Genomic DNA, 23,628 nt, shown 5'->3' on the forward strand with positions numbered 1-23,628 from the left:
TTCAGCCCTCCGAGGGGGCGAGGCGCTTGAGCTCCGCCTCGGTCGACTTGAGCAGGTCGTTCCAGGACGCCTCGAACTTCTCCACGCCCTCGTCCTCGAGCAGCTGCACGACCTCGTCGTACGAGATCCCCAGCTTCTCGACGGCCTCGATCTCGGCGCGGGACTTGTCGTACGTGCCCGCGATCGTGTTGCCGGTGATCTGACCGTGGTCGGCGGTGGCGTCGAGGGTGGCCTCCGGCATGGTGTTCACCGTGCCCGGGGCGACCAGGTCGTCGACGTACAGAGTGTCCTTGTACGCCTTGTCCTTGACGCCGGTCGAGGCCCACAGCGGGCGCTGCTTGTTGGCCTGCGCCTTGTCCAGGGCGGCCCAGCGGTCGGAGGAGAAGACCTCCTCGTACGCCTCGTAGGCGAGCCGGGCGTTGGCGAGGGCGGCCTTGCCGCGCGCCGACTTGGCCTCGTCGGTGCCGAGGGCGTCGATCCGCTTGTCGATCTCGGTGTCCACGCGGGACACGAAGAAGGACGCGACGGAGTGGATCTCGGACAGGTCCAGGCCCGCGGCCTTCGCCTTCTCCAGACCGGCCAGGTAGGCGTCCATGACCTCCCGGTACCGCTCGAGGGAGAAGATCAGCGTGACGTTGACGCTGATGCCCTTGCCGATGACCTCGGTGATGGCCGGAAGGCCCGCCTTGGTCGCCGGGATCTTGATCAGCGTGTTCGGCCGGTCCACCAGCCACGCCAGTTGCTTGGCCTCGGCGATGGTGGCCTTGGTGTTGTGGGCGAGCCGCGGGTCGACCTCGATCGAGACCCGGCCGTCCTGGCCGCCTGTCGCGTCGAAGACCGGGCGCAGGATGTCGGCGGCGTCGCGGACGTCCGCCGTCGTGATCATGCGGATGGCTTCCTCGACGGTGACCTTGCGGGCCGCGAGATCGGTGAGCTGCTGGTCGTAACCATCACCCTCCGAGATCGCCTTCTGGAAGATCGACGGGTTGGTGGTGACGCCCACGACGTGCTGCTGGTCGATCAGCTCGGCAAGGTTGCCGGACGTGATCCGCTTGCGCGACAGGTCGTCCAGCCAGATCGCGACGCCCTCCTCGGAGAGGCGCTTCAGTGCGTCTGTCATGGAAATTGCATCTCCTACGTGTCGTGTACGGGCGTCAGCGCTGGGCCGCGGCGAGGGATTCCCGCGCCTTGGCCGCCACGTTCTCGGCGGTGAAACCGAACTCCTTGAAGAGGACCTTCCCGTCGGCCGAGGCACCGAAGTGCTCCAGCGAGACGATGCGGCCCGCGTCACCGACGTACTTGTGCCAGGTCAGACCGATACCGGCCTCGACCGAGACCCGCGCCTTCACCGCAGGCGGCAGGACGCTGTCCCGGTACCCCTGCTCCTGCTCCTCGAACCACTCGACGCACGGCATCGACACGACGCGCGTGGCGACACCCTCGGCCTCCAGCTGCTCGCGGGCCTCGACGGCCAGCTGCACCTCGGAACCGGTGGCGATCAGGATCAGGTCCGGGGTCTCCTTGGAGGCCTCGACGAGCACGTAGCCGCCCTTGACGGTGTCCTCGTTCGGCGCGTACGTCGGCACACCCTGACGGGTCAGGGCGAAGCCGTGCGGGGCGCTCTTGCCGTAGTCCTTCTTGCCGCGCTTGAGGACCTCGCGCCAGGCGATGGCCGTCTCGTTGGCGTCAGCCGGGCGGATCACGTTCAGGCCCGGGATGGCCCGCAGCGAGGCGAGGTGCTCGACGGGCTGGTGGGTCGGGCCGTCCTCGCCGAGACCGACGGAGTCGTGCGTCCACACGTACGTCACCGGGAGGTGCATCAGGGCGGACAGGCGGACGGCATTGCGCATGTAGTCGGAGAACACCAGGAAGGTGCCGCCGTAGATGCGGGTGTGGCCGTGCAGCGCGATGCCGTTCATCTCCGCGGCCATGGAGTGCTCGCGGATGCCGAAGTGCACGGTGCGGCCGTACGGGTTCGCCTCCGGCAGCGGGTTGTCCGCGGGGAGGAACGACGACGTCTTGTCGAACGTCGTGTTGTTCGAGCCCGCGAGGTCGGCGGAGCCGCCCCACAGCTCGGGGATGACCGGGCCGAGTGCCTCGAGGACCTTGCCGGACGCCGCGCGCGTGGCGACACCCTTGCCGGTCTCGAAGACCGGGAGCTTCTCCTCCCAGCCGGCCGGCAGCTCGCCCGCGTTGATGCGGTCGAAGTCGGCGGCGCGCTCCGGGTTGGCGGTGCGCCACTCCTGGAACGACTTCTCCCACTCGGCCTTGGCCTGGGCGCCGCGGTCGAGGGCCTTGCGGGTGTGGGCGATGACCTCGTCGGGAACCTCGAAGGTCTTCTCGGGGTCGAAGCCGAGGACGCGCTTGGTGGCGGCCACCTCGTCGTCGCCGAGCGCCGAGCCGTGCGCGGCCTCGGTGTTCTGCGCGTTCGGGGCGGGCCAGGCGATGATCGAGCGCATCGCGATGAAGGACGGCTTGTCCGTGACCTTCTTGGCCGCCTCGATGGCGTCGTAGATCGCCTCGTGGTCCAGGTCGCCGTCCGGCTTCGGGGCCACGCGCTGCACGTGCCAGCCGTACGCCTCGTACCGCTTGCAGGTGTCCTCGGAGACCGCGGTCTCCGTGTCGCCCTCGATCGAGATGTGGTTGTCGTCCCACAGCAGGATCAGGTTGCCGAGCTTCTGGTGGCCCGCGAGCGAGGACGCCTCGGAGGAGATGCCCTCCTGGAGGCAGCCGTCACCGGCGATGGCGTAGATGAAGTGGTCGAAGGGGCTCTCGCCGACGGCGGCCGCCGGGTCGAACAGGCCGCGCTCGTAGCGGGCGGCCATGGCCATGCCCACCGCGTTGGCGACGCCCTGGCCCAGCGGGCCGGTCGTCGTCTCCACGCCGGTGGTGTGGCCGTACTCCGGGTGACCGGGGGTCTTGGATCCCCAGGTGCGGAAGGCCTTCAGGTCGTCCAGCTCCAGGCCGAATCCGGCCAGGTAGAGCTGGATGTAGAGGGTCAGGGACGAGTGGCCCGCGGACAGCACGAATCGGTCACGCCCGACCCAGTCGGCGTCCGCCGGGTCGTGCCGCATCACCTTCTGGAAGAGGGTGTACGCGGCCGGGGCCAGGCTCATCGCCGTGCCGGGATGGCCGTTACCGACCTTCTGTACGGCATCGGCGGCCAGGACGCGGACGGTGTCAACGGCCCGCTGGTCCACATCGGTCCACTCGAGGTCTGCGGTGGTCGGCTTGGTACTCACCCTGAGTCAGGGCTCCTCTCCACATGGCTCACGCCGGTGATGTCGGTCTCACCGGCCGCTGTCGAGCCTACCCTTGCTGGAACGTGCATTATTTCGAGTCATTCCAGACTGCCGGGACTCTGTTAAATCCGCCTCCTGACAGGGATCGGGAGCGTTCGTCACGTGAATACGGAGCCGCTCATCTGCGGGCTCATCCGGGGACGCGAAAGCTCATCTGGACCCGGCTCGCGGAGGCCGTCGAAGTGCCCCGCCCGAGGGGCCGTCGGAGTGGCCGTTGCCTCCTTCGCGGCATGCTGCCCAACACGGACCCACCCCCACGAAGGGCGAGGTATAGGCAACGTCTACAGTGGCGTGGTACGCGCGAGCTTTACCGGGACTTCACATCAAGTGGTCTTTTTCGGGGGCTCGCTGGAGTCTCTGTCAGGGGTGTGCGTGACGGCCGTCGAATCCCGTCCAGCGGGAGCGCTCGGGACGAGCAGCACGAGTAGCAGCCGAGGCCAGCGCCCGCTCGGGGCCCGAGTCAAGGCGTTCGTGGCGCTGACCAAGCCGCGGATCATCGAGCTGCTGCTCATCACCACGGTTCCGGTGATGTTCCTCGCCGAGCAGGGTGTGCCGAACCTGAAGCTGGTGCTCATCACCTGCCTCGGCGGCTACCTGTCGGCAGGGGGCGCCAACGCGCTGAACATGTGGTACGACCGCGACATCGACGCTCTCATGGAGCGCACGTCACAGCGGCCACTGGTCACCGGAATGGTGAGCCCGAACGAATGCCTGGTGTTCGGCATCTCGCTCGCGGTGGTCTCCACGCTTCTGTTCGGCTTCGCGGTCAACTGGCTTTCGGCCTGGCTGTCGCTCGGCGCACTGCTCTTCTATGTGGTCGTCTACACGATGATCCTGAAGCGGCGCACGTCGCAGAACATCGTCTGGGGCGGGATCGCCGGCTGTCTGCCCGTGCTCATCGGCTGGTCCTCGGTGACCAACTCGATGTCGTGGGCTCCGGTCATCCTCTTCCTCGTGATGTTCTTCTGGACGCCGCCGCACTACTGGCCGTTGTCCATGAAGGTGAAGGACGACTACGCGCGCGTGGGCGTGCCCATGCTGCCGGTCATCGCCTCCAACAAGGTGGTGGCGAAGCAGATCGTCATCTACAGCTGGGTGATGGTCGCGGTCTCGCTGCTGCTGACGCCGCTCGGCTACACCGGCTGGTTCTACACCGTGGTCGCGCTGCTCGCGGGCGGGTTCTGGCTGTGGGAGGCGCACGGGCTGCAGAACCGCGCGAAGGCCGAGGTGACGGGCGGCAAGCTCAAGGAGATGCGCCTGTTCCACTGGTCCATCACCTATGTCTCGCTGCTGTTCGTGGCGGTCGCGGTGGACCCGTTCCTGCGCTGATCCCTCTCTGAGTCCCCGATGGGTGGGGCGCGTGGCCCAGGCCACGCGCCCCACCCATCGCTTGTTTCGCTACTCGTCGGTAGCATCCTGTTCATGGCAGAGACTCAAGCGGTTGAGGCGCCCCGTCGGGCAACGAAGGACGAGCGCCGGGCGGCCAAGCTGGCCCAGCAGATCGGCGCGTTCGCCAAGGCGCACGGCGGCGCCGAGGGGCAGCTCGCGTACATCGGTGAGCACGGCACCCGGATCGTGCTCGTCGGCGAGGACGGCGGCTGGGGCGACCTGGTCGCCACGACGTACGAGGTCGCGCAGAAGGCCGTCGAGAAGGCCGGGATCACCGTCCACGAGGACTTCGACGGCGAATTCGCGGCCAAGGTCGAGACCGGCCCGTACGAGTGGAAGCGCATGGCGGGCATCCAGCTCGGCGGCTGATCCGGGCATGTGGGGGCCATGCGTGCAGGTGTGCGACGTGGGGTTGAGCAACACCAGGCGCCCTGTCACCCGTTAGGACTGTAGGAGCACGGTCCATATACGGGAGCCCCGGATGATCGAAACGCCGTCCCTGGTGGACCAGAACTGCCACGGGGTGCTGCGTACGGAGCTGGGCCTCGGCACGTTCGAGGCCCACCTCGGCCGGGGTGAGGGGCCGCCCGCCCCCGGCACCACCTTCTTCGACACCCAGACCGGTTTCGCGGTACGCCGCTGGTGCCCGCCCCTGCTCGGCATGGAACCCCACTGTCCGCCCGCGCGTTATCTGGCCAGGCGCCGTGAACTCGGTGTGCTGGAGGCGGGGCGGCGGCTGCTGCGCGGCAGTGGCATCACCACGTATCTCGTGGACACGGGGCTTCCGGGCGATCTCACCGGGCCCGCCGAGATGGCGTCGGCCGGAGAGGCCGAGGCCCACGAGATCATCCGCCTCGAACTACTTGCCGAGCAGGTCGCCGACACCTCGGGAACCGTCGAATCCTTCCTCGCGAACCTCGCCGAGTCGGTGCACGCCGCGGCCGTCGGAGCCGTCGCCTTCACCTCGGTCGCGGGGGTACGTCACGGACTCGCGCTCGCGCCGCAGCCGCCGGGACCCGGCGAGGTGCGCGGCGCCGTGGGGCGCTGGCTCGCCGGGCGGACGGTGGGGGGACCGGTGACGGACCCCGTCGTGCTGCGCCATCTGCTGTGGATCGCGGTCGCGACCGGGCGGCCCCTCCAGCTGCATGCCGGGCTGGGCGAACCGGGGGCCGTGGTCTCCCCGGTCCGGGCGAACTCGACGACGTGGGGCAGCGCGGACCGCACGGACCCGGTGCTTCTCGCCGACTTCGCGCGGGCCACGGTCGGGCTCGGCACGGATCTCGTCCTGCTGCACGGCTACCCGTATCACCGGCACGCCGCCCATCTGGCCGGGATCTTTCCCCATGTCTACGCGGACCTCGGCCCGGCTCTCGCCCGCACCGGGGCCCGGGCCGCCGCGGTGCTCGCGGAGATCCTGGAGCTGGCCCCGTTCGGCAAGCTCCTCTTCTCCAGCGGCGCACGCGGCCTTCCCGAGCTGCACGTGGTCGGTGCCCGGCTGTTCCGGGAAGCGCTCGGGCGGGTGCTCGGCGGGTGGGTGGCCGACGGGGCGTGGTCGCTCGCGGACGCGCAGCGGGTCGCCGGGATGATCGCGTCGGGCACGGCGCAGCGGGTCTACGGACTCGCCGCTATGGGCGCAGACGGCTGACCGACTCCGGGGTGAGGTGCCGGGAGAGCACGGCGAGCGCGTCCGTGACCTCGCGCAGGCGGCCCGCGTCGGCGCCACCGAGTGCGGTGGCCAGCGCCTCGTCGATGCCGGCCGTACGGACCTCGGCCACCCGGTCGGAGGCCTCGGCGGCCTGCCGGATCAACTGACGCCTGCCGTCGGCGGGATCGGGCGCCGTCTCGACCGACCCGGTCTCCTTGAGCCGGGCCACGGCGCCTGAGACCTGGCTCTGGGGGAGTCCGGTGCGGGCGGCGATGGCGCCGACGGACGTGTTGTCGTGGGCGTAGACGTCGCTGAGGACGACCAGGACGGCCCTGGTGCCGCCGCGGAACTGGCCGGACGGACCGGAGCCGGGGGCGGGCTCGGGCAGGGACTCCTCGCCGATCTTCATCAGCGTGCGGCCGAGGAGGAACAGCTCGACGGGGGTCAGCGAAGGCGTGTCGCTTCCGCTTCCGGTCCGGGATGACGGGCTCATACGGGGATATTACATCGAGGATGATGCATCGATTCTGATCCATCACTGTTGATGTATCGCTATTGATGCATCGAAATAGATGGAGTACGGTGAAGGTGTTCGGCGGCGAACGGCGCCGTCCGGCGCATTTCACCTGGGGGGTTCGATGTTTCTCACCGTCGACGGGGCCAAGCTCTACTACGAGGTCCGGGGGAGCGGTCCGCTGCTGCTGATCGCGCAGAGCGGGGAAGGCGACGCCGGGCGCAGCGTGGATCTGGTCGACCGGCTCGTCGACCGGTACACGGTGGTGACGTACGACCGCCGGGGCCTGTCCCGCAGCGAGCGCGCCGAGCGGGGTAGGGATGTGCGGCTGACGCAGCACGCGGACGACGTGCACCGTTTGTTGGCCGAGCTGACCGACGAGCCCGCGCTGATGCTCGGCTGCAGCATGGGTGCGTCGATCGGGCTGCACCTCGCGCTGCGGCATCCGGAGCAGTTGGCGACGCTCGTCGCCCATGAGCCTGTGTCGCCCGCGCTGTTGCCCGCCGACCGCAGGGCCCATCACGTCCAGGAGCTGGTCGCTCTGCGGCAGGTTCACCGGGACGGCGGGCTCCAGGCGGCCTTTCCGGAGATGGCCCGTGTGCTTGGGATCGACCCGTTGCGTCAGGAGACCGAGCCGGACCTCACGCCGATGCCGCTCACCCCGCAGCGCGTGGCGAACTTCGCGTTCTTCATCGAGCGGGATTTCACCGCGGTCGTCCAGGCGGAGCTGGACGTCGACATGCTCGCCCGGTCCGCCGTGCGCATCGTGCCGGCGGTGGGGCGGGCCACGCCTCCCGAGGTCTTCGACCGGCGGTGCGCCTTGGAGCTCGCGCGGATACGAGAGGTGGAGGCCGAGGAGTTCCCCGGCGGGCACAACGGGAACACGACGCACCCGCAGGCGTACGCGGCCCGCCTCGAGGAGGTCCTCCGTGACGAATGAGGCGGCAAGGCCCCTGTCGGTCCCGGCGGCGGCCTCGGTCCCTGCTGCGGGCCGAGCGGGCCGGCGGTCCTCAGACCGTCGACAGCTCCGAGTCCGCCTGCGCCGGTACGTCCACCGTTGCCTCCGGGCGCTCACGCAGCGACAGGACCACGCGCAGCACGCCGATCCACACCAGCGCCGAGCCCATCATGTGCAGGCCGACGAGGATCTCGGGGAGGTCGGTGAAGTACTGGACGTAGCCGATGACGCCCTGGGCCAGGAGGATCAGGAAGAGATCCCGGGTGCGGTGCAGGGGGCCCTTGGGGGCGTCGACCGCCTTGAGGACGAACCAGAGGGCGAAGGTCAGCGTCACCACGATCCAGGCCAGGACCGCGTGCAGCTTGGTGACCGTCTCCCAGTCCAGCGGCATGCGCGGGACGTCACTGGAGTCGCCTGCGTGCGGACCCGCGCCGGTCACGACGGTGCCGACCAGGATGAGCAGGGCGGCCGCCAGAACCAGGAACCAGACCAGCTGCTTGATCGACTTGCCGACCAGCGGCCGGGGCGCGGCGTCGCCCTCGCGGGTGCGCTGCCACATCACGACGGCGACCGTGAGGAGCGCGGTCGTCAGGACGAAGTGGGCCGCGACCGTGTACGGGTTGAGGCCGACCAGGACGACGATGCCGCCCAGGACCGCGTTGCCCATGACGACCCAGAACTGGGTCCAGCCGAGCCGGGTCAGCGAGCGGCGCCACGGCTTCTGCGAGCGGGCGGCGATGATCGCCCAGCCGACCGCGGCGCACAGCACGTACGTCAGCATGCGGTTGCCGAACTCGATGGCTCCGTGGAAGCCCATCTCGCTCGTCGCGGTCAGCGACTGATCGGTGCACTTCGGCCATGTCGGGCAGCCGAGGCCCGAGCCGGTCAGGCGCACCGCGCCACCGGTGACGACGATGACCACCGTCATGACGACGGCGGACAGGGCCGCGCGCTGGACGGTCCGCGGAGTGGGAGTCCAGCGTTCGGCGATGAAGGCGAGCGGATTGCGCACCGCCTGGACGGCGTCGGCGCGGGTCAGGTTTGGCACGGGCCCATCGTAGGGGGCCGCTTGTGCGCCGCTTCACGAGGGGGACGTAACTGCGGAATCTGTGACGGGAGTTACGTCACGGTGGCGGTATGCCGGGTCACACGCCGCGATGCGGACCGGCCCCACGGATGGGCGCGGGCCGACGCGCGCGTCACTCCCAGCGGAAGAAGCGGGCCGCCGCGCCGAGGCCGAGGACCGCCCACACCGCGAGGATGCCGAGGTCGCCCCAGGGCATCGAGGCACCGTGCTGGAGGACGTCGCGCAGGCCGTCGGAGAGCGCGGCGATGGGGAGCAGGCCGAGCACGTTCTGGGCGGCGTCCGGGAACTTGTCCAGCGGCACGATGACGCCGCCGCCCACGAGGAGGAGCAGGAAGACCAGGTTCGCCGCGGCGAGCGTGGCCTCTGCCTTCAAGGTGCCGGCCATCAGCAGGCCGAGGCCCGAGAAGGCCGCCGTGCCGAGGACGAGGAGGAGCAGGACGGCGAAGGGGTTCCCGTGCGGGGACCAGCCGAGTGCGAACGCGATGACCGTGAGGAGGACGACCTGGAGGATCTCGGTGACCAGGACCGAGAGGGTCTTGGCCGTCATCAGGCCCCAGCGGGGCAGAGGGGAGGCGCCGAGCCGCTTGAGGACGCCGTAGCGACGCTCGAAGCCCGTCGCGATGGCCTGGCCGGTGAACGCCGTGGACATCACGGCGAGCGCGAGGATGCCGGGGGCGAGGAAGTCGACCGCCTTGCCCGCGCCGGTGTCGACGATGTCGACCGACGAGAACAGGACCAGCAGAAGGGTGGGGATGACGACCGTGAGCAGCAGCTGTTCGCCGTTGCGCAGCAGCATCTTCGTCTCGAGCACGGCCTGCGCCGCGATCATGCGGGGCAGCGGGGCGGCTCCCGGGGCCGGGGTGTACGTGCCGGGGGCCAACCGGTCGGTCGTGCTCATCCGCGCAGCTCCTTGCCGGTCAGTTCCAGGAATACGTCTTCGAGGGTGTGCCGCTCGACGGAGATCTTCTCCGGCATCACGCCGTGCTGGGCGCACCAGGAGGTGACCGTCGCCAGGAGCTGCGGGTCGACCTGGCCGCTGACCCGGTAGGAGCCGGGGGTCAGTTCGGCGGCCGCGGAGTCGGTGGGCAGGGCCTTGAGCAGCGAGCCGACGTCGAGTCCCGGGCGACCGCTGAAACGCAGGGTGTTCTCGGCGCCGCCGCGGCACAGCTGCTCGGGGGAGCCCTGGGCGATGACCTGGCCCGCGTCGACGATCGCGACGTCGTCGGCGAGCTGTTCGGCCTCGTCCATGTAGTGGGTGGTGAGGATGACGGAAACGCCGTCGCGGCGCAGATCGCGGACGAGGTCCCAGGTCGCGTGACGTGCCTGCGGGTCGAGGCCCGCGGTCGGCTCGTCGAGGAAGACCAGTTCGGGGCGGCCGACGACGGCCATCGCGAGGGCGAGGCGCTGCTGCTGGCCGCCGGACAGACGCCGGTAGGTGGTGCGTCCGCAGCTGTCGAGGCCGAGGCGCTCGATGAGGGCGTCCACGTCGAGCGGGTGGGCGTGCAGCTTGGCGACGTGGTGCAGCATCTCGTCGGCACGGGCGCCGGAGTAGACGCCGCCCGACTGCAGCATCACGCCGATGCGCGGGCGCAGCTTCGCGGACTGCTTCACCGGGTCGAGGCCGAGGACGCGGACGGTGCCGGAGTCCGGCCTGCGGTAGCCCTCGCAGGTCTCGATGGTGGTGGTCTTGCCCGCGCCGTTGGGGCCGAGGACGGCCGTGATGCCGGGGGCGGCGGTGAGGTCGAGACCGTCGACCGCGGTTTTGTCTCCGTACCGCTTCACCAGTGAGGTGATGTGGACGACGGGCTCGCTTTCCATGGTGGCCAAGTCTAGGGACGAGCGGAGGGGTGCCAGGGGCCGGGGGCCGTGGCGAGGGGACTCGGGGGTGACGGATGCGGATCGTGACGTTGGGTGACGTTGCGGGCGAGGCGTGAGTGGGTCGGGGGTGAGGTTGCGCCGGACATTGCCCGGTTGTGTGCGTACCGGTGTGGCCGAGGGGTCTGATCCCGACGCGCGGGGTGGCCTGGCGGAGCAGGGGCTCGCGGTGACGGTTCCGGATCTCGGGGGCCGGTGCCGGTGCCGGTGAAGGTGCCGGTGACGGCCGTGGGCCTGGCGTGCGTCGCGCCGGACCGGGCTGGCCCCGGCGCTCGGAGGTCATGATCGCCGACGCCTCGCCGACGCCTCGCCGACGCCTCGCCGACGCCTCGGCGATGGCGACGGCGGTGCTGGTCGGCACCGAGGTGCCCGGGGCGAGGCCGGGTAGCGGTCGGCATGCTGCTGTGCGGCGTGCGGCTGTGCGGCTGTGCGGCGTGCGGAGGCCGGAGAGTGCGGGCTGTGTGGCGTCCCGGCGTGTCCGGTTCGGCCGCCCGGACGGTCGGTTGGCGGGTGTGCGTCATGTCGGCATCTCGCCAGTCGTGCAAGCCCGTTGACCTGGTGAGCCGCTCCCATACTTCTGGCGTGGTCCCTGTTTCGCGTGTGTCCCGTGGGTGCTTCACGGGGTTCCTGAGAAGGAGAGTGCGTGTTGAGACCAGTTCCCTCGCGGCGGCGTAGCGGCCTCGCTGCCCTGCTGTCTTGTGTCATGCGCCTGCCACTTTTGGGTCTGTCGCCCGCGTAGGCCGCCCCGCCCGAGCCGGCCACGCCGCGCTGACCAAGGCGGCCCCTTCACGGTCCACGCCCCCGGTCCCGCCTGTTCCGGCCCGGTTCTGCCCGTCCCTGTCCACCCGGCAATCACCTTTCTGCGAAAGCGAGTTCCTACGTGAGACAGCAAGCACCGAGACGGCGCGGCCTGTTGGCCGTCGCGCTCACCGTGGCGTTGGGGGTGCCGCTCATCGGCGCGGTGCCCGCCGTCGCCGACCCCACGCCGCAGCCCGCGAACGCCCTGCGGGCCAAGGGCGAGCCCAAGGTTCTTCGCCAGCTCGACAAGCCCGGCGCCGACGGCACCACGACCTTCTGGGTGCAGCTCGACGCGCAGGCCGACACCTCGGCCGCGCGGAAGGCGAAGAAGAAGGCCGACAAGGGCCGCGCCGTCATCAAGGCCAAGAAGGAGCGAGCGACGGCGTCCCAGGGAGAGCTGAAGGCCCTGCTGAAGAAGTCCGGCGCGCACTTCACCTCGTACTGGATCAGCAACACCGTCAAGGTGACCGGGGACAAGGCGCTCGCGGAGAAGATCGCCGCTCGGCCCGAGGTCGAAGCCATCGCGGCCGACAAGGTGCTGAAGCTGCCCGACGACCGGACCGCCGAAGAGCAGCCGCAGGCCGCCGGCGGCGTCGAGTGGAACATCGACAGCATCAACGCGCCCAAGGTGTGGGACGACCTGGGTGACCGCGGTGACGGTGTCGTCATCGCCAACATCGACACCGGCGTCGACTACCAGCACCCGACGCTCGCCGGGAGTTACCGGGGCCTGAAGGCCGACGGGACGTACGACCACGACCACAACTGGTTCGACGCCACCGCCACCTGTCCCGAACAGGAACCCTGCGACGACCACGGGCACGGCAGCCACACCATGGGCACGATGGTCGGCGACGACGGTGACGGCGACCGGATCGGTGTCGCGCCGGGCGCACGGTGGATCGCCGCCAAGGGCTGCACCGTCTCAGGCTGCCCGCAGGACGCGCTGCTCGCCGCCGGACAGTGGATCCTCGCCCCGACCGACCGCACCGGCCAGGACCCGCGCCCCGACCTCGCCCCCGACGTGGTCAACAACTCCTGGGGCGCCGACGTCCTCGACACCTGGTACGAGTCGATGGTCCAGGCATGGGTGGACGCGGGCATCTTCCCGGCGTTCTCGAACGGCAACAACGGCCCCGACTGCGCCACGGTCGGATCCCCGGGCGCGTACCCCAACACCTATGCCTCCGGGGCCTACGACAGCGACGGCGACATCGCCTCGTTCTCCGCGCGCGGCGCAGGTGAGGACGGCGCCGTCAAGCCGGACATCGCCGCACCCGGCGTGGACATCCGCTCGGCCGCGCCCGGTGGGGGCTACGCCGTCATGTCCGGTACGTCGATGGCCTCGCCGCACACCGCCGCGACCGTCGCCCTGATGTGGTCGGTTTCCCCGGCGATCCGTGGCGACGTAGCAGCCACCGAGCGGCTCCTCGACAGGACCGCCCACGACGTTCCCGACCTCACCTGCGGCGGCACCGCCGCGAACAACAATGTCTTCGGTGAGGGCCGGCTCGACGCGTACGCGGCCGTCGCAGCCACGCCGCGCGGCCCGCTGGGCGGCCTCATCGGTGCCGTCACCGCCGACGGCGCGCCGCTCGCCGGAGCCACCGTCGACCTCACCGGCCCCATGGACGCCACCGTCAACACCCGCGACGACGGCACCTACAGCCTGCCGAAACTGATGGTCGGCGACTACCAGGTGAAGGTCTCCAAGTACGGCTACCGGCCCGCCGAGTCCACCGTCACCATCACCGAGGGCTCCACCGCCACCCGCGACCTCGCCCTCGACACCGCCCCCACGGGCACCCTGTCCGGCACCGTACGCACCACGAGCGGCCCGGAGGCCGGCGCGAAGATCGAGGTGGCCGGAGCTCCCGCCGACACCACCACGACCACCGGGGGCGACGGCTCGTACACGCTGCAACTGCCTTCCGGCACCTATCAGTTGACGATCACGCCGAACAGTCGGTGTGCCGCGATCGGGGCGTTCACCGTCGAGGTCACCGCGGGCGACTCCGGCAAGGACCTCGAACTGCCCAGCCGCACCGACAAGTTCGGCACGACCTGCACGGAGGCGCACGAGGAGGACTTCCCCTCCGGCGACACCAAGCTGAACACGAGCAGTCCCTACTCCGGCAACGCCACGGTCAACCTGCCCTTCCCGGTGGCGCTGTACGGCAAGACGTACACCAAGGCTTCGGCGAACATCGAGGGCTACCTGACCTTCGAAACGCCCGTCAACATGTCCACGAACCACACGCTGCCGTACACCGCGTATCCGAACGGCTCCCTCTATCCGTTCTGGGACGATCTCCAACTGGCCACCGACAGCGGCGCGATGTACTGGAGCACGCGCGGTGCCGCCCCGCACCGCGAGGTCGTCGTCGAGTGGCGCGGGGCCGTGCCCAGCGCCGCCCGCACCCAGAAGCTCGACTTCTCCGTCGTGATCGGCGAGGACGGCACGTACTCCTACCACTATCGCAACCAGGTCGGCGACACCTACGCGCGCGGCCTGAGCGCGACCATCGGCGCGGAGAACGCGGACGGCACCGACGCGCTCACCTACTCCTACAACCAGGCCGCGGTGGACAACGGCACCGTGCTGACGTTCCGGCCCTCGCGTAGCGCCGCCCTGACCGGCACCGTCACCGACGCGAACGACTCCAAGGCGCTCGCCGGAGCCACCGTCACCGTCCGCCGCGACGGCACACAGGTTGCCACCGGCACCACCGGCGCGGCCGGCACCTACCTGGTGCAGGTCCCGGCCACCGGCGAGCCGGCCGACTACGAGGTCACCATCGGCGCCGCGCACTACACCGCAGACACCCGCACCGTCGCGCTCGCCGCCGGGTCCGCCGAGCGGGTCTCCGCGCGACTGACCACCGGCAAGATCGACGTCACCCCGAACACCGCCACGACCGTCGTCGTCCCCGCCGAGCAGAGCAGGCAGCGCACGATCACCCTCACCAACTCCGGTTCCACGACGTCCTATTCGGTTACGGAGTCGGGAGGCGCGGCCTGGCTGAGCGCGTCCCCGGCCACCGGTGACCTGGCCGAGGGCGGCACACAGCAGGTCGTCCTCACCTTCGACACGCACGGCGTCGCCCCCGGCACCGCCCTCAAGGGCACCGTCGTCATCGCCTCCGACAGCGGGCGGACGCCCGAGATCAGGATCCCGGTGACCCTGTCCGTGCCCGCCTACCAGAGCGCGCTCGACGCGGGCGGGAGCAAGGCGTACACCGACCGGGCCGGGGACACCTGGGGCCCCGACCGGAAGTACACGGCCGGCTCGTACGGCTACCTCGGCCAGTCGACGAAGCTGACCAGCACCGACGCCATCGAGGACACCGCCGACGACAAGCTGTACCGCACCGCCCGCGAGGGTGCCGTGGAGTACCGCTTCGACAGCGTTCCGGACGGCGTCTACCAGGTCGAGCTGGACTTCGCCGAACTCGCCGCCGTCCCGGCCGGACGGCGCTCGACCGACGTGCTCGCCGAGGGCGTGGTCCAGCGGTCCGACCTGGACATCGTCAAGGCCACCGGCGGGAGTTACCGGGCACTGCCCGAGACCTTCACCGTCAAGGTCGCCGACGGCCAGCTGAACGTCCGCCTCGTCGCCACCGGCACCGAGAAGACCCTCGTCAACGCCGTCCGCGTCACCCAGCGCCCCGACCTCAGCAGCTAAGGAGCCCGAGTTGAGAAACCGCAGGCACCTCAGACCCATGTGGCGAGGTCCGCTCGCCACCGCCCTCGCCCTCGCCCTGGGCGTCCCCTTCCTGGCCACGCTGCCCGCCGCGGCCGCCGACGGCCCGGCGACTTCCTTGCGCGGCAAGGCGGACAGCTCGCTCCTGAAGGACTTCGCGGACCACGACCGCGCCTCCTTCTGGGTGCAGCTCGATTCGCAGGCCGACACCACGGCGGCCAGGAAGGCGAAGACCAAGACGGCCATGGACCGGGCCGTCCTCAAGGCCAAGAAGGACCACGCGGCCGCGTCCCAGGCCGACTTGAAGGCCCTGCTGAAGAAGTCCGGGGCGCGCTACACCTCGTACTGGATCAGCAACTCGGTCAAGGTGACCGGTGACCGCGCGCTCGCCGAGGAGATCGCAGCCCGGCCCGACGTCGCCTCCGTCGAGGCCGACGAGCCGGTCCCGCTGCCGCCCACCACCAAGAACGACACCCCCGAGGCCACGGTCGACGGAGTCGAGTGGAACGTCGACCGGATCAACGCGTCCAAGGTGTGGGACGCGTACGGGGTGCGCGGCGAGGGCGTCGTCATCGGCAGCCTCGACACCGGCGTCGACTACCAGCACCCCGCGCTCGCCGCGCAGTACCGGGGACTGAAGACGGACGGCACGTACGACCACGCGTACAACTGGTTCGACGCGACCGGGACGTGCCCCACCTCCGCGCCCTGCGACGACTTCGGGCACGGCACCCACACCACGGGCACCATGGTCGGCGACGACGGCGGAGGCAACCAGGTCGGCGTCGCGCCCGGCGCCACCTGGATCGCGGCGAAGGCCTGCACGACCACGGACTGCCCGCGCGACGCGCTGCTCGCGGCCGGGCAGTGGATGCTCGCGCCGACCGACGCCGACGGCGAGAACCCGCGACCCGACCTCGCCCCCGACGTCATCAACAACTCCTGGGGCTCCACGAGCCTCGACACCTGGTACCAGGCGATGGTCCAGGCGTGGCGGGACGCCGGGATCTTCCCCGCGTTCTCCAACGGCAACGCGGGACCGTCCTGCGACACGGCGGGCTCCCCCGGCGCCTACGCCAACACGTACGCCTCCGGCGCCTTCGACCGGAACAACAGGATCGCGGAGTTCTCCGCGCGCGGCCCCGGCGTCGACGGCACCGTCAAGCCGAACATCGCCGCGCCCGGCGTGAACATCCGCTCGGCCGCCCCCGGCGGCGGCTACGTCGCCGAGTCCGGTACGTCGATGGCGTCGCCGCACACCGCGGCCACCGTCGCCCTGCTGTGGTCGGCGGCCCCGGCCCTGCGCGGGGACGTCGCCGCCACCGAGGCGATCCTGAACAAGTCGGCGGTCGATGTCGACGACACCTCGTGCGGGGGCACCGCGGGCTTCAACAACGTCTGGGGCGAGGGACGCCTGGACGCGTACGCCGCGGTGAGCGCCGCGCCGCGCGACAACCTCGGCGCGCTCACCGGCACCGTCACCACCGACGGCACCCCGGCCGCCGAGGCGCAGGTCGCCGTGGCGGGCCCGATGCGCGCGACCCTGACGACGAAGAAGGACGGGACGTACGCCTTCCCGCGTCTGGTCGCCGGGACGTACACGGTGACCGTGTCCAAGTTCGGCTACACGACGCGCACGGCGAGCGTCACCGTCACCGCCGACGCGAGCCTCACGTACGACGCCAAGCTGACCACCGCCCCGACCGGCACCCTGACCGGCGTCGTGCGCAGCGCCTCCGGCACCGAGGCGGACGTCGCGATCAAGGTCCAGGGCACGCCCGTGCGCGCCACGACCGACGCCCACGGCGCGTACTCCCTGACCCTGCCGCTCGGCAGCTACCAGGTGTCCCTGACGCCGCTGAACCACTGCGCGGCCGAGCTCGGCACCACGGTCGACATGACGGAGGGCACCGCCACCCGCGACCTCACGCTCGCGGCCCGCAGCGACGCCTTCGGCACGAGCTGCCGACAGGTCACGGCGGACTTCCCGACCGGCGACACCAAGGTCGCCCTCGTGCAGCCGTCCAACGCCTACGGCGCGGTCACCCTGCCGTTCCCCGTCGCCCTGTACGGGCACACGTACGACAAGGGCTGGATCTCCCGCGACGGGCAGCTGATGTTCGGCAGCCTGTGGCTCGGCGACAACGGCTCGCTGCCGAGCACGGGCGGTTCCAACGGCGCGCTGTACCCGTTCTGGGACCAGCTCGCGATGGACGACGCCTCCGGCGTCTACACCGCGGTGCGCGGCAGCGCCCCGCACCGCGAGTACGTCGTCGAGTGGCGCGACATGCTCATCGCCCGGGACACCACACGGCGCGTCAGCTTCGCCGCCGTCATGGGCGAGGACGGCACGTACTCCTTCCACTACCGGGGCATCGACCCGAGCGAGAAGGGCTACGAGCAGGGCACGGGCGCGACCATCGGCGCCGAGAACCACGGCGGCACCGACGGCCTGCTGTACGCGCTCAACCAGGTCTCGGTGCGCGACAACATGGCGATCCGGTTCAGGGCCGAGGGCCACGCCGTGGTCTCCGGCACGGTCACCGACGCCAACGACGGGCAGCCCGTCTCCGGCGCCACCGTCACCGTCGCCCGCGCGGGCACGACCCTGGCCACCGCCACCACGCGCGCCGACGGCGCCTACCTGACCCAGATCCCGGTGCCCGCCACCGCCGACCACACGATCACCGTCACCGCGCCGAACTACGGCTCCGCGACCCGCACCGCCAACCTGGGAAGCCTGTCCGTACTGCGCACCGAGTCCGCGCTCCAGACCGGCGCGGTGTCCGCGGACAGCAGCGTCGGCTGGCAGCTCGTCGTCCCGCCGGGGGAGCGGCGGCAGCGTACCCTCACCCTCACCAACACCGGCTCCGCCGCCTCCTACACGGTCGCCGAGAAGAGCGGCGCGTCCTGGCTGAAGGTCTCCCCGGCCTCCGGCACCCTCGCCGCGGGCGCCCGGCAGAAGATCACGCTCACCTTCGACACGGCGACGGCCAAGCCCGGCACCGTCTCCACCGGCACCCTCGTGCTGACCTCCGCCAGCGGCCGTACGCCGACGGTCTCGCTCCCGCTCAAGCTGGTGGTACCCGCCTACCGGACGGGGGTCGACGTCGGCGCCGACGCCGTGTCGGTGGACGGCCTCGGCGACACCTGGACCCAGGACGTGCCGTACGCGCCGGGCTCCTTCGGGTACGTGGGTGACGGCACCGCCACCACCTACACCGCCAAGGACATCGCGGGCGTCAGCAACTCCCAGGAGCAGCAGCTGCTGCGCTCGGGCCGCCGGGGCGTCACGGAGTACCGCTTCGACGCCGTCCCGAACGGCACGTACCAGGTCGAGCTGGGCTTCGCCGAGCCCGTCGGGATCAAGCCGGGCCAGCGGGTCTTCGACGTGACGGCCGAAGGCAGCGAGAAGGTGCCGGACGTCGACGTCCGGCTGGAGGCGGGCGCCATCCGCACCGCCCTGGCCAAGACCTTCACGGTCAAGGTCACCGACGGTCAGCTGAACGTCGGTTTCAAGGCGGTCACCGGCACGCCGCTGGTCAACTCGATCCGGGTGACGCAGCGGCCCGACATGAGCTGATCCGCGCGCACCGGCCCCGCCGCCCGCCGTCAGAGGAGGGGGTGGGGCCGGTGCACCGGCAACCACTTCTGGGCGTAGGCCGCCGCGTCCGCCAGCGGGAAGAGCCGGGCCTCGGCCGCGCCCACCCGGCCCCGTACGACCGGCGTGTCCCGTTCGAAGTCCGCGCCGAGCTCGTCGAAGCGGTCCGCGGTGATCGCCACCTCGGTGACCGGGGCCCAGCCGGCGGGGCCCGGTCGTCCCGCGTCCTCCAGGACGTACGGCACGCGGTACTCGGCCAGATGGAAGCTCGTGCACGCCTCGTAGCCCGCCCCGAGGAGCAGCACCCGCGCGCCCAGCTCCTCCAGCCGGGCCAGCGGGCTGCGCTCGCCGAGCCGGCAGTCGGGGGCGTGGCCGTCGACGATCTGCGCGGCGCGCGGGCCGAGCGCCGCGAACGACGTGTGCGGGTGGCCGCTGCGCAGGGCGCCGGGCCAGGTCCGCACCGTCTCGGGGACCACACCGACCCCACGGCTCGGCGTGAGCGCGGGGTCGTACGCGGGCATCGTGGCGCGCACCGTCTCCCACCACTCAACCGGCACCGGCGGATTGCCCCAGCCCGACGGATCGGTCAGGTCACCCGTCTGCGTGGGCACCGCGAGCGTGCCGTCCGGGGCGAGGGCGTCGCGCAGGGCCTGGACGACGGCGACCGCGCCGCCGTTGACCCAGCCGAGGCTGCTGAGCGAGGTGTGCACGAGGAGGGTCTCGCCCGCCTGGACGCCGAGCGTGCGCAGGTCCGTGGCGAGGGAGGCGCGGGTGACGAGCGGGCCGGTCGGCTGGGGTGCGGACATGGAGGGCAGTCTCGGTGAGCGGACCCCGGCGCGCCACGGAATTACCCGGACGTGACCAGGAATTTTGATCGATCAAAGATCGTTTCCGCAGGTCACGCCGCGTATCTACTTAGGTGTACCTAAGTGATGCACGGCACCGTGAGGTGATCACCGGCCCGCTTGTCAGGGTCTGAGGAATTACGCAACAATGGCGTTGTGAAAAACGTCGGCGAGTCTCAGGAGGCCCCCACCGGGGCCCCGCACGAGGAGCTCGCGACCGGGGAGCGTTCGGAGCGATCGACACGCAACCGCGTCGCGCGCTCCATCCTGGACCACGGCCCGTCCACCGTCGCCGATCTGGCCGTACGCCTCGGCCTCACCCAGGCCGCCGTCCGCCGCCACCTCGACGCCCTCGTGGCCGACGACGTGGTGCAGCCCAGGGAACAGCGCGTCTACGGGGCCCGCACCCGCGGCCGCCCCGCCAAGGTCTTCGCGCTGACCGACTGCGGCCGCGACGCCTTCGACCAGTCCTACGACAAGCTCGCGGCCGAGGCGCTGCGCTGGATCAAGGAGACCGCGGGAGGCGACGACGCGGTCGTCGCGTTCGCCCGCGCCCGGATCGCCGCGCAGGCCGCGCCCTACCGGGAAGCCGTCGAGGCGGCGGCCCCCGAGGAGCGGACCCACGCCCTGGCGAAGGCCTTGAGCGTGGACGGGTACGCTGCTACGGCGCGTAGCGCGCCCCTTCCGCAGCAGGGTGAGCAGCTCTGCCAGCACCACTGTCCCGTGGCCCACGTCGCCGAGCAGTTCCCGCAGCTGTGCGAAGCGGAGACCGAGATGTTCTCGCAGCTCCTCGGCACCCACGTACAGCGGCTGGCGACCATCGCCCACGGTGACGGCGTCTGCACGACGTTCATCCCCAAGAACACCCCCAAGACCACACACAACGCATCTGCAAGCACGGCCGGGAGGAACCCCGCATGACTCTCCCCATCGAGGAGACTGCCCACCCTGAGCTCGAGGGCCTGGGCAAGTACGAATACGGCTGGGCGGACTCCGACACGGCCGGCGCCTCTGCCAAGCGCGGCATCAACGAGGACGTCGTCCGCGACATCTCCGCGAAGAAGTCCGAGCCGGAGTGGATGACCAAGCTCCGCCTCAAGGGCCTGAAGCTCTTCGAGAAGAAGCCCATGCCGAACTGGGGCTCGGACCTCTCCGGCATCGACTTCGACAACATCAAGTACTTCGTGCGCTCCACGGAGAAGCAGGCGGAGTCCTGGGAGGACCTGCCCGAGGACATCAAGAACACGTACGACAAGCTCGGCATCCCCGAGGCGGAGAAGCAGCGCCTCGTCGCCGGTGTCGCGGCCCAGTACGAGTCCGAGGTCGTCTACCACCAGATCCGCGAGGACCTGGAGGAGCAGGGCGTCATCTTCCTCGACACCGACACCGCCCTGAAGGAGCACCCGGAGCTCTTCAAGGAGTACTTCGGGACCGTCATCCCGGTCGGCGACAACAAGTTCGCGTCGCTGAACTCGGCCGTGTGGTCGGGCGGCTCCTTCATCTACGTGCCGAAGGGCGTGCACGTCGAGATCCCGCTCCAGGCCTACTTCCGTATCAACACGGAGAACATGGGCCAGTTCGAGCGGACGCTGATCATCGTCGACGAGGACGCCTACGTCCACTACGTCGAGGGCTGCACCGCGCCGATCTACAAGTCGGACTCGCTGCACTCCGCGGTCGTCGAGATCATCGTCAAGAAGGGCGCCCGCTGCCGTTACACGACCATCCAGAACTGGTCGAACAACGTCTACAACCTGGTCACCAAGCGCGCCGTGGCGTACGAGGGCGCGACCATGGAGTGGATCGACGGCAACATCGGTTCCAAGGTCACCATGAAGTACCCGGCCGTCTACCTGATGGGCGAGCACGCCAAGGGCGAGACGCTGTCCATCGCCTTCGCGGGCGAGGGCCAGCACCAGGACGCCGGTTCCAAGATGGTCCACATGGCGCCGAACACGTCCTCCAACATCGTCTCCAAGTCGGTGGCGCGCGGCGGCGGTCGTACGTCGTACCGCGGTCTCGTCGAGATCGGTGAGGGCGCCGCCGGATCGAAGTCCAACGTGCTGTGCGACGCCCTGCTCGTCGACACCATCTCCCGCTCCGACACGTACCCGTACGTCGACGTCCGCGAGGACGACGTGTCCATGGGCCACGAGGCGACCGTCTCCAAGGTCTCCGAGGACCAGCTCTTCTACCTGATGAGCCGCGGTCTCTCCGAGTTCGAGGCGATGGCGATGATCGTGCGCGGCTTCGTCGAGCCGATCGCCAAGGAGCTGCCCATGGAGTACGCGCTCGAGCTCAACCGGCTGATCGAGCTCCAGATGGAAGGCTCGGTGGGCTAGTCCCTCCGCGCGAACCGTCAAGCCACTCACGTAACGAAAGCGAGCACTACGACAGCCATGGCTGAGGCTCAGAACATCCCTGCGGGGTCCACGACCGCGGGCGCCGTAGCGGTCGCCGCCGAGTCGACCGTCGCCACGCGCATGAGCGCGCCCCCGTCCTACGACGTGCAGGACTTCCCGGTCCCGCACGGCCGTGAGGAGGAGTGGCGGTTCACGCCGCTGGAGCGGCTGCGCGGTCTGCACGACGGCACCGCCACCGCGACCGGCACCGGCGTGAAGGTCGACGTCGAGGCCCCCGAGGGCGTCACCGTCGAGGCCGTCGGCCGCGACGACGCCCGCATCGGCAAGGCCGGCAAGCCCGTCGACCGGGTCGCCGCGCAGGCGTACTCGGCGTTCGAGAAGGCGTCCGTCGTCTCCGTGCCCAAGGAGACGCAGCTCTCCGAGCCGATCCGCATCCGCGTGCACGGTGAGGGCGGCGTCGCCTACGGCCACCAGGTCATCGAGCTGGGTGCCTTCGCCGAGGCCGTCGTCGTCATCGACCACACCGGTGACGCGGTGCTCGCCGCCAACGTCGACTACCTGCTGGGTGACGGCGCGAAGCTGACCGTCGTCTCCGTCCAGGACTGGGACGACAAGGCCGTGCACGTCGCGCAGCACAACGCGCTGGTCGGCCGTGACGCGAGCTTCAAGTCCGTCGTGGTCACCTTCGGCGGCGACGTCGTCCGCCTGAACCCGCGCGTCAACTACGCGGGCACCGGCGGCGAGGCCGAGCTGTTCGGCCTGTACTTCACCGACGCCGGCCAGCACCAGGAGCACCGCCTCCTCGTCGACCACGCCGCCCCGCACTGCAAGTCGAACGTCGTCTACAAGGGCGCGCTCCAGGGCGACGACGCGCACGCCGTGTGGATCGGTGACGTCCTCATCGAGGCCGCCGCCGAGGGCACCGACACCTACGAGATGAACCGCAACCTGGTCCTCACGGACGGCGCGCGGGTCGACTCGGTCCCGAACCTGGAGATCGAGACCGGCGAGATCGTCGGCGCGGGCCACGCCTCGGCGACCGGCCGCTTCGACGACGAGCAGCTCTTCTACCTGATGTCCCGCGGCGTCCCGGCCACCGAGGCGCGCCGCCTCGTCGTGCGCGGCTTCTTCGCCGAGCTGGTCCAGCAGATCGGTGTCGCCGACATCGAGGAGCGCCTCCTCGAGAAGATCGAGGCCGAGCTGGCGGCCACCGTCTGATGGCCGGCCCGACCTTCGTACGCGCCTGCGGCCTGAGCGAGCTGGAGGAGGACACCCCGAAGCGGGTGGAACTCGACGGCACGCCGGTCTCGGTCGTCCGCACCGAGGGCGAGGTGTTCGCGATCAACGACATCTGCTCGCACGCGAACGTCTCGCTCTCCGAGGGCGAGGTCGAGGACTGCCAGATCGAGTGCTGGCTGCACGGCTCCGCGTTCGACCTGCGCACCGGCAAGCCGTCCGGCCTCCCGGCCACCCGCCCCGTGCCCGTATACCCCGTGAAGATCGAAGGGGACGATGTGCTCGTCTCCCTCACCCAGGAGAACTGAAGTC

At 70.5% G+C, this 23,628-nt stretch carries 17 protein-coding genes; 10 read left to right on the forward strand and 7 right to left on the reverse strand.

Going from position 1 to position 23,628, the window contains the following annotated elements; translation table 11 throughout:
• Position 1 precedes the first annotated feature (1 nt).
• Both tal and tkt read right to left on the reverse strand, forming a co-directional pair.
• Complete coding sequence (tal, locus tag B072_RS0128110) at positions 2–1,120, reverse strand: transaldolase (protein WP_018533292.1); 1,119 nt, start codon at positions 1,118–1,120, stop codon at positions 2–4.
• A gap of 34 nt (positions 1,121–1,154) precedes the next feature.
• On the reverse strand, positions 1,155–3,242 hold the full coding sequence (gene tkt, locus B072_RS0128115; RefSeq protein WP_018533293.1) for a transketolase: 2,088 nt from the start codon (positions 3,240–3,242) through the stop codon (positions 1,155–1,157).
• Positions 3,243–3,773: 531 nt separating this feature from the next.
• Here tkt and B072_RS0128120 point away from each other — a divergent pair.
• The 3 genes from B072_RS0128120 to B072_RS0128130 all read left to right on the forward strand — a co-directional run bounded on the left by B072_RS0128120 (position 3,774) and on the right by B072_RS0128130 (position 6,336).
• Positions 3,774–4,631, forward strand: a complete 858-nt coding sequence (locus B072_RS0128120; protein WP_018533294.1) for a heme o synthase — start codon at positions 3,774–3,776, stop codon at positions 4,629–4,631.
• A 93-nt stretch (positions 4,632–4,724) separates the two neighbouring features.
• The gene (locus B072_RS0128125; RefSeq protein WP_018533295.1) at positions 4,725–5,060 is read left to right on the forward strand and encodes a hypothetical protein; all 336 of its coding nucleotides are present in this window, start codon (positions 4,725–4,727) and stop codon (positions 5,058–5,060) included.
• A 112-nt stretch (positions 5,061–5,172) separates the two neighbouring features.
• Positions 5,173–6,336 carry an amidohydrolase family protein gene (locus B072_RS0128130; protein ID WP_018533296.1) on the forward strand — a complete coding sequence of 388 codons (1,164 nt, stop codon included), beginning with the start codon at positions 5,173–5,175 and terminating at the stop codon, positions 6,334–6,336.
• Here B072_RS0128130 and B072_RS0128135 read toward each other — a convergent pair.
• A complete protein-coding gene (locus B072_RS0128135) occupies positions 6,317–6,829 on the reverse strand; it encodes a MarR family winged helix-turn-helix transcriptional regulator (protein WP_018533297.1) in 513 nt (170 codons plus the stop codon). The genes B072_RS0128130 and B072_RS0128135 overlap by 20 nt on opposite strands.
• A 145-nt stretch (positions 6,830–6,974) precedes the next feature.
• Here B072_RS0128135 and B072_RS0128140 point away from each other — a divergent pair, with 145 nt between their 5' ends.
• Positions 6,975–7,790 (forward strand): alpha/beta fold hydrolase, encoded by an 816-nt coding sequence (locus B072_RS0128140; protein WP_018533298.1) that lies wholly within the window; start codon positions 6,975–6,977, stop codon positions 7,788–7,790.
• A gap of 70 nt (positions 7,791–7,860) precedes the next feature.
• Here B072_RS0128140 and B072_RS0128145 read toward each other — a convergent pair whose 3' ends face one another.
• The 3 genes from B072_RS0128145 to B072_RS0128155 all read right to left on the reverse strand — a co-directional run bounded on the left by B072_RS0128145 (position 7,861) and on the right by B072_RS0128155 (position 10,713).
• Positions 7,861–8,856 (reverse strand): COX15/CtaA family protein, encoded by a 996-nt coding sequence (locus B072_RS0128145; protein ID WP_018533299.1) that lies wholly within the window; start codon positions 8,854–8,856, stop codon positions 7,861–7,863.
• Positions 8,857–9,007: 151 nt separating this feature from the next.
• Positions 9,008–9,793 carry an ABC transporter permease gene (locus tag B072_RS0128150; protein ID WP_018533300.1) on the reverse strand — a complete coding sequence of 262 codons (786 nt, stop codon included), beginning with the start codon at positions 9,791–9,793 and terminating at the stop codon, positions 9,008–9,010.
• Positions 9,790–10,713: an ABC transporter ATP-binding protein gene (locus B072_RS0128155; protein ID WP_018533301.1), complete on the reverse strand. Its 924-nt coding sequence runs from the start codon at positions 10,711–10,713 to the stop codon at positions 9,790–9,792. Before B072_RS0128155 ends, B072_RS0128150 begins: the two co-directional genes overlap by 4 nt.
• 937 nt (positions 10,714–11,650) lie before the next feature.
• Here B072_RS0128155 and B072_RS0128160 point away from each other — a divergent pair.
• Both B072_RS0128160 and B072_RS0128165 read left to right on the forward strand, forming a co-directional pair.
• Positions 11,651–15,253 carry a S8 family serine peptidase gene (locus tag B072_RS0128160; RefSeq protein ID WP_199791102.1) on the forward strand — a complete coding sequence of 1,201 codons (3,603 nt, stop codon included), beginning with the start codon at positions 11,651–11,653 and terminating at the stop codon, positions 15,251–15,253.
• Positions 15,254–15,290: 37 nt separating this feature from the next.
• Positions 15,291–18,854 carry a S8 family serine peptidase gene (locus B072_RS0128165; protein ID WP_018533303.1) on the forward strand — a complete coding sequence of 1,188 codons (3,564 nt, stop codon included), beginning with the start codon at positions 15,291–15,293 and terminating at the stop codon, positions 18,852–18,854.
• Between the two features lie 29 nt (positions 18,855–18,883).
• Here the strand turns inward: B072_RS0128165 and B072_RS0128170 are convergent, their stop codons facing one another.
• Complete coding sequence (locus B072_RS0128170) at positions 18,884–19,678, reverse strand: aminoglycoside N(3)-acetyltransferase (protein ID WP_018533304.1); 795 nt, start codon at positions 19,676–19,678, stop codon at positions 18,884–18,886.
• 195 nt (positions 19,679–19,873) lie between these two features.
• Between B072_RS0128170 and B072_RS0128175 the strand changes: the two genes are divergently transcribed.
• From B072_RS0128175 to B072_RS0128190, 4 genes are read left to right on the forward strand one after another with little or no spacing between them, the layout of a single operon-like run.
• Positions 19,874–20,638: a helix-turn-helix transcriptional regulator gene (locus B072_RS0128175; protein WP_018533305.1), complete on the forward strand. Its 765-nt coding sequence runs from the start codon at positions 19,874–19,876 to the stop codon at positions 20,636–20,638.
• Positions 20,635–22,059 carry a Fe-S cluster assembly protein SufB gene (gene sufB, locus B072_RS0128180; RefSeq protein WP_018533306.1) on the forward strand — a complete coding sequence of 475 codons (1,425 nt, stop codon included), beginning with the start codon at positions 20,635–20,637 and terminating at the stop codon, positions 22,057–22,059. The genes B072_RS0128175 and sufB overlap by 4 nt, the downstream gene beginning before the upstream one ends.
• Before the next feature lie 57 nt (positions 22,060–22,116).
• A complete protein-coding gene (gene sufD / locus B072_RS0128185; protein WP_018533307.1) occupies positions 22,117–23,298 on the forward strand; it encodes a Fe-S cluster assembly protein SufD in 1,182 nt (393 codons plus the stop codon).
• Positions 23,298–23,624 carry a non-heme iron oxygenase ferredoxin subunit gene (locus B072_RS0128190; RefSeq protein ID WP_018533308.1) on the forward strand — a complete coding sequence of 109 codons (327 nt, stop codon included), beginning with the start codon at positions 23,298–23,300 and terminating at the stop codon, positions 23,622–23,624. Before sufD ends, B072_RS0128190 begins: the two co-directional genes overlap by 1 nt.
• The last annotated feature ends 4 nt before the right edge of the window (positions 23,625–23,628 follow it).

It is taken from the genome of Streptomyces sp. HmicA12 (genome assembly GCF_000373565.1).
Taxonomy (GTDB): domain Bacteria; phylum Actinomycetota; class Actinomycetes; order Streptomycetales; family Streptomycetaceae; genus Streptomyces.